Source organism: Pseudoruminococcus massiliensis, from assembly GCF_900291955.1.
GTDB classification, from domain to species: Bacteria; Bacillota; Clostridia; order Oscillospirales; family Acutalibacteraceae; genus Pseudoruminococcus; species Pseudoruminococcus massiliensis.
In genome coordinates this window covers 1-8,761 of the sequence record NZ_OLMR01000015.1, presented here as the reverse complement: position 1 = coordinate 8,761, position 8,761 = coordinate 1, and the positions used below count along the sequence as shown (strand labels likewise).

Annotated in this window: 13 protein-coding genes and 1 pseudogene; 12 read left to right on the top strand and 2 right to left on the bottom strand. The window is 37.0% G+C overall.

The features are described 5' to 3' along the window. Positions 1 to 538 (top strand): hypothetical protein (locus C9914_RS11265; RefSeq protein ID WP_158707415.1); only part of this gene is annotated, 538 nt, incomplete at its 5' end. Positions 539 to 558: 20 nt separating this feature from the next. Next, complete coding sequence (locus tag C9914_RS11260; RefSeq protein WP_106765466.1) at positions 559 to 813, top strand: hypothetical protein; 255 nt, start codon at positions 559 to 561, stop codon at positions 811 to 813. Between the two features lie 8 nt (positions 814 to 821). Here the strand turns inward: C9914_RS11260 and C9914_RS11255 are convergent. After that, positions 822 to 1,990, bottom strand: a protein-coding gene (locus C9914_RS11255; RefSeq protein ID WP_106765485.1) for an IS3 family transposase whose coding sequence is annotated in 2 segments (ribosomal slippage) — positions 822 to 1,741 and positions 1,741 to 1,990 — 1,170 coding nt in all. Because the reading frame shifts where the segments join, the coding sequence is not laid out codon by codon here. Between the two features lie 152 nt (positions 1,991 to 2,142). Here C9914_RS11255 and C9914_RS11250 point away from each other — a divergent pair. From C9914_RS11250 to C9914_RS11235, 4 genes are read left to right on the top strand one after another with little or no spacing between them, the layout of a single operon-like run. Next, on the top strand, positions 2,143 to 2,604 hold the full coding sequence (locus C9914_RS11250; protein WP_106765483.1) for a hypothetical protein: 462 nt from the start codon (positions 2,143 to 2,145) through the stop codon (positions 2,602 to 2,604). Then, complete coding sequence (locus C9914_RS11245) at positions 2,594 to 3,085, top strand: hypothetical protein (protein WP_106765481.1); 492 nt, start codon at positions 2,594 to 2,596, stop codon at positions 3,083 to 3,085. Before C9914_RS11250 ends, C9914_RS11245 begins: the two co-directional genes overlap by 11 nt. Before the next feature lie 6 nt (positions 3,086 to 3,091). Next, the gene (locus tag C9914_RS11240) at positions 3,092 to 3,445 is read left to right on the top strand and encodes a DUF6673 family protein (protein WP_106765479.1); all 354 of its coding nucleotides are present in this window, start codon (positions 3,092 to 3,094) and stop codon (positions 3,443 to 3,445) included. After that, positions 3,442 to 4,011, top strand: coding sequence for a bacteriophage Gp15 family protein (locus C9914_RS11235; protein WP_106765478.1), 570 nt, complete (start codon positions 3,442 to 3,444; stop codon positions 4,009 to 4,011). The genes C9914_RS11240 and C9914_RS11235 overlap by 4 nt, the downstream gene beginning before the upstream one ends. Positions 4,012 to 4,043: 32 nt before the next feature. On the opposite strand, the gene C9914_RS11230 is transcribed toward C9914_RS11235, so the two are convergent. Beyond that, positions 4,044 to 4,235: a helix-turn-helix transcriptional regulator gene (locus C9914_RS11230; RefSeq protein WP_022265013.1), complete on the bottom strand. Its 192-nt coding sequence runs from the start codon at positions 4,233 to 4,235 to the stop codon at positions 4,044 to 4,046. Positions 4,236 to 4,713: 478 nt separating this feature from the next. Between C9914_RS11230 and C9914_RS11225 the strand changes: the two genes are divergently transcribed. The 6 genes and pseudogenes from C9914_RS11225 to C9914_RS11200 all read left to right on the top strand — a co-directional run. Next, on the top strand, positions 4,714 to 4,953 hold the full coding sequence (locus tag C9914_RS11225; RefSeq protein WP_106765476.1) for a type II toxin-antitoxin system Phd/YefM family antitoxin: 240 nt from the start codon (positions 4,714 to 4,716) through the stop codon (positions 4,951 to 4,953). Beyond that, positions 4,943 to 5,218 (top strand): Txe/YoeB family addiction module toxin, encoded by a 276-nt coding sequence (locus C9914_RS11220; RefSeq protein ID WP_106765475.1) that lies wholly within the window; start codon positions 4,943 to 4,945, stop codon positions 5,216 to 5,218. Before C9914_RS11225 ends, C9914_RS11220 begins: the two co-directional genes overlap by 11 nt. 74 nt (positions 5,219 to 5,292) lie before the next feature. Next, positions 5,293 to 5,979: pseudogene (locus tag C9914_RS11215) on the top strand (phage tail tape measure protein); the annotation flags it as partial. A gap of 248 nt (positions 5,980 to 6,227) precedes the next feature. Continuing rightward, positions 6,228 to 7,988, top strand: a complete 1,761-nt coding sequence (locus tag C9914_RS11210; RefSeq protein WP_106765471.1) for a phage tail protein — start codon at positions 6,228 to 6,230, stop codon at positions 7,986 to 7,988. A 10-nt stretch (positions 7,989 to 7,998) separates the two neighbouring features. Next, positions 7,999 to 8,340, top strand: a complete 342-nt coding sequence (locus tag C9914_RS11205) for a hypothetical protein (protein WP_106765469.1) — start codon at positions 7,999 to 8,001, stop codon at positions 8,338 to 8,340. Beyond that, the coding region (locus tag C9914_RS11200) for a hypothetical protein (RefSeq protein ID WP_158707414.1) at positions 8,337 to 8,761 on the top strand (425 nt) is incomplete at its 3' end. The genes C9914_RS11205 and C9914_RS11200, both read left to right, overlap by 4 nt.

Sequence of the window (8,761 nt, the reverse complement as noted above, 5' to 3'; positions counted from 1 at the left end):
GCTTATAAGAGCCGTGGCGATTAATAGGGCAACTTCTCAATATAATATACAGACAGTAATCAATAATGTGGATAAATCAAGTGCAGGCTTGCTTTTTTTAGGTGCTACGAAATTCGTAACAGATATAACGACGAGAACATTTAACTTTATGTTAATTTCAAACGATAATGCAATAGCAATTTTATTCGGTGGTTATAATCGTACTTTGCCGAATACTTATGACTACAATTTAATATCATATCACGAGCAAGACTTTAATGTTACAGCTTATAGCACTAATACAATAGCAAGCAAATCGGAGTATATTCGTACAGATGAAAATCATCAGGGCGAAACTTATAAAACAACTAATCGCTTGCTTTATAGTCGAGATGAAAATGTAGAAATTATAGAAAGTAAACCGTTTTTACAAAATAGCAGTGCTGTATACGATATGAAAAATGTGTATGATTGCTCAAATGTCACAGCAGGAAGCATATTGATTATTGATAGCAACAAATACTTTGCTATTGATAGCAATACATTGATTAAAACTTAATTGAGAAGAGGTGATGAAAATTGAATGTTGAAATTATACTAAGTTTATTATCTGCACTTTGCTCGCTTATAGGTTCTCTTGGCGGTATTTTAGTTACCTCAAAGCTTAATCTCTACCGCCTTGAGCAGCTCGAAAAAAAGGTTGACAAGCATAACCACCTTGTTGAAAGAATGTACGAAATCGAGAAAACCGTCACAACGGCAACCAGTCTTTATGATGAAGAAATCAAGGTTATCAATCACCGTATCAGCGACTTAGAACAAGATTCAAAATGAAGGAGAGGTTAAATATGATGAGTACAAAAGCTAAAAAATGGATNCAAAAAATTCATTTCTGCCTGATCAGGAGAGAGGCCGTTATTGTGAGAATGAGGTCTGAAAGAATTGTAGAAACCGTTGATATACTGAAAAATGCTCAGTTTCAGTTCATCAAAGGAAGAGTAAGTTCTGCGGTTGGTTTCTTCTTTTTTCAAGTACTTGAAAAAGCACTCCATTACAGCATTATCATAAGGATGCGCTTTTGCGGAAAATGACTGAACAATATTTAGCTCGTCCAAATGTTTCCTGAAAGCTTCTGCTGTAAACTGACAACCTCTGTCACTGTGAAAGAGTAGGCTGCCTGAAATATTACGGTTGGCGACAGCTGAATCAAGTGTTTCAATTGCAAGCTTTGTGTTGAGATGTGGAGATAATTTATATGCGATAGCCTTTCTTGAAAACAGATCAAGTATTACACAAAGGTAATAAAATCTTCCCGCGGCACGAAGATATGTAAAATCACATACCCATACTTTATTAGGTTGGGATGGATTAAAACGCTGTTTCAATATGTTTGGGCAATGCTCATTTGAAGCTGTTTTGTGTTTTGGATAGGACGGCTTGATAGTACTCATTTTTGGCAGATTCATACCTTTCATAAGGCGATAAACCCTTTGCGTACTTATATTTATGCGATATTCACCGGCAAGGCAATTTTTTATCTTGTAAGCTCCGAAGCGTTTTTTTGATCTTGCATAAAGCTCGGCAATACAACTTCGAATCCTACGGTTTTCAAGCTCTCTTTCAGAGGGCTTGTGATGAAGAAATTTGTAATATGTGCTTCTGTTGACACTAAGAACACGGCAAAGCGTTGTAACAGCGTGTTCTGATGACAGCAGCTTTACGGCATTCAGTCTTTGCCTGAGTTTGGCGTGAATATCGCAATGGCTTTTTTTAGTATTAGATTTTCCTCCTCAAGTTGGGCATTGCGTTTTTGAAGCTCCTTTATTTGTTTGGCTGTAAAAACTGTTTCATCATCAATTTTTACTTCTGAGTACTGCTTTATCCAATTGGATAAAGCACTGTGAGAAATTCCATATTCCTTGTGTATTTCAGAATATGTTTTTCCCGAATGGTACAGATTGACTATTGTTTGCTTATATTCCTGGGTGTATTTCGGATTTTTTGAAGACATTTTTTATTCCTCCTTTTTCTGTCTTCTATTTTATCATACTTGTCCACTTTTTTATTATATATCCATAAGCACCCTCGAGCTGGTAAGCTATGGTTCGAACGAATGAAAGCTGACCGCAAGGAACAAATTTTGAAAGGAGCACAAAATCTTTTATGAATATAATTGAATTTGTAAAAAGCATTATGCAGGAATTTCCGAAAATTGCAGAGGTGTGCAATGAAATTCATGTTGATTTTACAGAAGATACTCCTACGAACTACGGTTTGTCTTCAAGCGGAGATACGCTTATTAAGCGTTATGTGAACGGTGATGAGGTTCGTCAGCATACATTTTCGCTTTATGCGGTGTATCAGTCTATAAACGATTATGACCGTATTACAAACAGTGGCGTCCTGCTTGAACTGCAAATGTGGCTTGAAAACTATGCTAAGGGTCAACAGTTCGAGTTTGAAGTTGGAAACAAAATTTTTAGTTGCGAACTTCGCAAACTAACTTGTGCAAACGGTATGCTTTATGCAATACCTAATGAAAATATGAATGATGCGGTGCAGTATCAATTGCAAATATCCGCAAAATATAATTTATATAAAGGGGATTTAAACAATGAGTATTAAACAAAGAAGAACTATTGCAAACTACATTGATGTAGCAGAGGCAAGTGCAGAAGCACCAAGCTTTGCTTTTATGGGCGCAGGTTTTAAAAGCCTTGAAGAAAACCCTGCTGCACAGACAAAATCACGAAGATATGTTTGTGATAAGTCAGCAATAAAGACTATAAACGGCTATGACTGGTCAACACCATTTGAGCTTGACCAGATTCGTGAGCAAGAGGCTGTTGAATTTATCTGCAAGGTTGGTGAAAAACAGCTCACGGGTGCAGATGCAGAACGAGATTATGTTATGGTAGATATGAGTAGCCCTGTTGCAAGCACTGAAAATACATATAATGCAAGGAAAATCAAGGTCGCAGTTGAGCTTGCAAGCTTTTCTAACGATGACGGCGACCTCGGTGCAAGTGGTAATTTGCTTGGTGCTGGTGAAATTATCGAGGGTACATTTAACACAAGCACAAGAACATTTACAGCAAAGGAGTGATAAATAATGCTTATTATGGGACACGAGGTTCAGGACCTCGATTTTCTTGACGCAGATGTTCTCGAAAAGGTCGAAAAAGCAAGTAAAAAAGTTTTTGATGAATGCAAAAACGCAACAAAGAAAGCAAAGGCTGAATCGGAAGCTGTTAGAAATCAGTGTAAAGCTATCGCAGGATTTATAGATGAACTTTTTGGAGAAGGAACAGCGGAAAAGTTGATTAAAAACGGTTCGAGCCTTTTCGATTGCATAAATGTTTTTGGTGAAGTTATCAAAGCAATAGAGCAAATTAAGGCAGAGCAAAACGAAAAATTCGAAACTTTGTTCAATAAGTATTCTATTGCGAGAATTAAAAGAGAATGAGTCTGCTTATAGATAATGCTCCAAAGAGCGTTAATATTGACGGTGCGGAGGTTGAGATAAATTCAGACTTCCGCACGGCAATATTATTTGAACAGATGATGTTTGACGAGGATTTTCCTGAACATCTTAAAATAGCTAATGCTTTACAATTATTTTACCCTGTATTACCTAACAATCTCAATGAAGCAGTTGACAAGCTTATTTGGTTTTATTCTTGTGGAAAGGATAGGAAAGAAAGCGGTTCTAAGCAGTCCGAAGGCGGTCGTTGCTATGATTTTGAATATGATGACGGATATATTTATGCGGCATTTATGCAGCAATACGGCATAGATTTAGAAAGCATAAAATATTTGCACTGGTGGAAGTTTAACGCTCTATTTAAATCACTTACAAATGATTGTGAGATTGTAAAAATTATGGGCTATCGTACTATGAAAATCAGCAGTAAGATGTCTACAAGCGAGCGTCAATTTTACAGTAAGATGAAAAGACTACACGCCTTGCCTAAAAGCCAAAGTGAAAATAAGAAAATTAACGAAATTGAAAAAATGTTGATAAAGAAATAATTCCCACCCGAAAATAATCGAGTGGGAATTGCTTATTTGTTATTTGATATACGGCATAGCTCATCAAGTGTTACATCGAGAGCGTCAGCGAGTTTAATAGCAGTTGATACTCTACAATCTCCATTTTTTTCGATGTCTTGAATAGTTCTGCGAGGTACTCCCGAAAGTTCAACAAGCTTAGGAACGGAAATACCTTTTGATAATCGAATTTCTTTAAGATTCATAATCTAAAACCTCCAATGATTAGAATAATAAGATAGATAAGAAAAGATACAAGTGCAACAAGCATAATGATATGAAAAACTAATTTTACTTTTTTCTTCATTGACTTATTGAAAGGCTTATATTATAATATAGGTGGTTTTAAGGGAAGTTACTGCTTCCCTCTCCACCTTTCGGATTATCCGAAAATAATCTTTATCAAGATTAAAACACAACCGACTAAGGATATAATCTTGATGACGAGCTTTTCGAGTTTTTCAATCAACTTGATTAGCTCGTCGATTTTTTTGCCTTTCATTTTTTCACCTCCTCTCTATGTTTATATTATAGCACGATATATCGTGCCTGTCAACGCTTTTTCTAATTTTTAAAAATAAGTCAGCACTCTCACCCGAGTGTGCTTTTTTCTTGAAAAAATCTCTTGCTTTTTACTTATATGTACGCTATAATGTACATACAATATAAACGGAGGTGCAGAAAATGATTAACACAAATGCAACAAATTTCAGAAAACAGCTTTTTGAGCTTATAGAACAAACCATTAAGTATAACGAACCTGTGAATATCAATACTAAGAATGGCAATGCGGTTCTTATAAGTGAAAGCGAGTATAACAGCCTTATGGAAACTCTTTATCTTACCTCTATTCCAGGAATGAAAGAAAAACTTGAAAATGGGGTAAATACTCCGCTTGAGGAGTGTGAAGAATTTGAATGGTAATTATAAAATTATGATTACTAAATCAGCTCAAAAAGATAAGGAAAAGATTAAGCAATATCCGGCTTTAAAAAAGAATGTCAGCAATCTTCTTGAACTTATAGCAGAAAATCCGTATAAAAATCCCCCACCATATGAAAGGCTTGTCGGAAATCTCAAGCAGTGTTATTCACGCAGGATTAATTCACAGCACAGGCTTGTATATATGGTTTATGAGGAAGAAAAGACAGTAAAAATAATATCTATGTGGTCACACTATGAATTTTAATTATTAAAATTTAACACTCGAGCGTACATCAGAAATGGTGTGCGCTTTTATTTTGCAAGAAAGTAGGTGAGAATATGAGCTATGACGGAAGTTTGAAATTTGATACTAAGATTGACAGCAACGGTTTTTCTACTGGCTTATCTAAGTTAAAAAAACTTGCCAAAACTGGTGTAGGAACAGTAGGTACAGTGACTTCTAAAGCTACTGATATGATTGGAAAATTTACATCAGTAGTAACAACATCAGTAGCGACAGTTTCAGCAGGAATCGGAACTATAGGTACAGCCGCTACAAGGGTAGGTATGGACTTTGAAGCAGCTATGTCGAAAGTATCATCTATCTCTGGTGCAACTGGAAATGACCTTCAATCTCTTACAGATAAAGCGAAAGAGATGGGAGCAACTACAAAGTTTTCTGCCACTGAATCTGCGGAAGCTTTTCAGTATATGGCTATGGCTGGCTGGGACACTAAATCTATGCTTGATGGTATTGACGGTATAATGAATCTGTCTGCCGCCGACGGCTTAGACCTTGCAACCACATCAGATATTGTAACGGACGCTCTTACAGCATTTGGACTTTCTGCAAAAGATAGCACGCACTTTGCAGATGTCCTTGCTACAGCTTCAAGCTCCGCTAATACAAATGTTTCAATGCTTGGCGAAAGCTTTAAGTATGTAGCACCTCTCGCTGGCTCTATGAATTATTCCGTTGAAGATGTTTCACTTGCACTTGGTCTAATGGCTAATGCAAGGCTTCAATTTATTATGTCATATGGCTCTAATTCAGTTTCTTATTCTATGGATAAGGTTAATTCAGGAGATGTTGTTGTGTTTGATGGCATAAACTGCAAGGTTACAAAAAACGGGCTTAATGCTTTCGGAGATTCTAATGTTGTAGAATTTCCAAAGTTACACCCAGGCAAAAACATATACATAGCTCAACACTCATCACCAGTAAAAGTTGAGTTTGTAACAGAATATTATCCTACATTTATATGAGGTGAATTATGAAAGCAATGAAATTATACAGCGGAGGGAAAGTTTATCCTCTATCGTGCATATCGAATTGGTGCATAACATCATCGCTTGGTGGCAGTAAAACAATGCAGTTCGATATATCACCGCAAAGCCCAGAATATCGCCTGATAGCCGAAGAAGAACGCATTGAATATGATGGTACTTATTACAATATCAAGAGCATAAATGAACGCAGAACAATAGCTACTGTTAATGCTGAAATCGACCTTGACGAACTAAAAAGTAAGATATTTAGCACCTTTAAGTATGATACTATAAGCTTCGTTCAAGCTATGTCGACAGCACTTGACGGCACGGGCTGGAGCGTGGTTGGCGCAGGTCTTGTTACTGCAAAACGCAGTTTTGATTTAACAGATGTTACACCACTCGATATTGTTAATAATTGTACAAATAAAACAATGTACAATGTATCTTTTGATGTGGATAATATACGCAAAATACTTAATGTTTCTGTGCCAGCAACACTTGCAAATAATGTATTTTTCAGTGATGAATTAAATCTGAAAGAACTGACCTTTAAAGGCTCATCAAGTAATTTTGCTACCCGTCTTTACGCTTATGGTAAGGACGGGTTATCTTTTGCCAAAATCAACAACGGGAAAGAATATATTGATAATAACTCTTATAGCGATAAGGTTATCGCTACTGTTTGGAGAGATGAAAGATATACGAAAGCTGAAAGTTTACTTGTAGATGCTCAGGAAAAGCTAAAAGAATTAGCTCTGCCGGAACGGTCTTATGTGTGTGAAATTATCGACCTTGCAAGACTTAATAAGATAGAATATTCTGAATTTTACATAAGGCTTAATAGCGTAATTACACTCATAGACCGCAGAAGAAATAAACGGCTCGAACATACAGTTGTTGAAATTAAAGAATACCCAAACGAACCAATCAATAATACAGTTACTCTTTCAACCTCGCCTGAGAAAATTTCAAAAAAGCTCATTGATAATGCCACGAGAATCAATCAGATAAGCACAACTGTAGATAAACAGCCAACCGCTTGGCAAAAAGCGATAGAAACCGCAACAGCGTTAATTACAGGTGCAAGCGGCGGATATGTTGTGCTTAATCCGTCCGAAAAACCGTCTGAACTGCTTATTATGAACGCTCCAGATATAAACACAGCAACTAAGATATGGCGATTTAATATGAATGGTTTTGGATATAGTAGTAATGGCTATAATGGACCTTTTCCGCTTGCAATGACTATGGACGGTGCTATTGTTGCAGATTTCATTACTACTGGAACGCTTAATGCTGACATTATTAAAGCTGGCACACTACAAGGTATCAAAATTATAGCTACAACAGGCTCTATTGCAGGCTGGAAAATGGAAAACGGCGTGCTTGTGTCTGATGATGGAACAATGAAATTAGACAGCATAAACAATACTATTACAGTTAATAATAGCGACGGTAACAAGCTTATGACCGTAAGTAAGGACGGTATTAAATTCTGGCGTGGTGATACTGAGATAGGTCAGACAGGTATTCGTGGTGGCGATACAGGGCAGTATGGTCTTACATTTGACTTGATAGACGGTGATGCAATGACCTGGAGTGTGTATGACAAAAGTCAAAAAGTATATGTAAATAAGCTTAGATACACCGAATCAGAGGGTTTAAATGTAAGCAATAACTTTACTTGCAATCAACTCTTTGGTCATAATGTAACGGATATAGACCTCGGCAATGGGCTACACGCTTGGGGATATAGTGAATAGGGGTGATTAGATGATTAGTATAATCAGAGGCACAACGAACGCTTTCAGCCTGACGATTGAGGACGAAAACGGCGAGCAGTACACGCTTCAAGACGGCGAAAAAATCATATTCGGTGTTAAAGAAAATGCAGAAAACAGCGATTATAACATAGTAAAAACGCTTACTTCCGCAAATATTGTTGACGGTATTTGTACTATTAAACTTACACCAACGGACACAGCCAAGCTGTCGTTTGGGCGATATTACTTTGACATTGGTTTACAGACTGCAGACGGCGATTATTATATGATTGTGCCTTGTGATGAGTTTTGTGTGTGCAAGGCTGTTACAGCAAAGGAGGCTACGCAATGATAGCTTTAAAAGGACAGATAAAACAGGTGCAACATCTATCAGGCAAGCTTGGCAAGTCCAACGGTGGCAAGTCAGACCATTATATAGCTAAGCCGCTACATTTTGCAGTAAAGACACACACATTTAGTATGCCAATAAAGTATTATAATCTACCAGATACCGTTAATGGAGAAACGACAGAAACAATAAACGGAACTAAGTCATTTGATAATCCGTCAGCATTAACAGGCAAAGTTATAAACGGCATAATGCTCTATAGTCTGCCCGATGGAACTTGTGATGTTATTGAAATCGCAGATGGTGTAGTATCAGTTGAGAAAAAATGCGGATACGCTGTAATTGACGGAGATACTCCGATTACGGCAATTATAAAGAGCGGAGATTCAAGGGTTGCAAGCGGATTTTTTGCGATAGGCTATAC

Coding starts and splice junctions, on each gene's coding strand:
- C9914_RS11250 (WP_106765483.1), top strand. CDS start 2,143: ATGAATATAATTGAATTTGTAAAAAGCATTATGCAGGAATTTCCGAAA.
- C9914_RS11245 (WP_106765481.1), top strand. CDS start 2,594: ATGAGTATTAAACAAAGAAGAACTATTGCAAACTACATTGATGTAGCA.
- C9914_RS11240 (WP_106765479.1), top strand. CDS start 3,092: ATGCTTATTATGGGACACGAGGTTCAGGACCTCGATTTTCTTGACGCA.
- C9914_RS11235 (WP_106765478.1), top strand. CDS start 3,442: ATGAGTCTGCTTATAGATAATGCTCCAAAGAGCGTTAATATTGACGGT.
- C9914_RS11230 (WP_022265013.1), bottom strand. CDS start 4,235: ATGAATCTTAAAGAAATTCGATTATCAAAAGGTATTTCCGTTCCTAAG.
- C9914_RS11225 (WP_106765476.1), top strand. CDS start 4,714: ATGATTAACACAAATGCAACAAATTTCAGAAAACAGCTTTTTGAGCTT.
- C9914_RS11210 (WP_106765471.1), top strand. CDS start 6,228: ATGAAAGCAATGAAATTATACAGCGGAGGGAAAGTTTATCCTCTATCG.
- C9914_RS11205 (WP_106765469.1), top strand. CDS start 7,999: ATGATTAGTATAATCAGAGGCACAACGAACGCTTTCAGCCTGACGATT.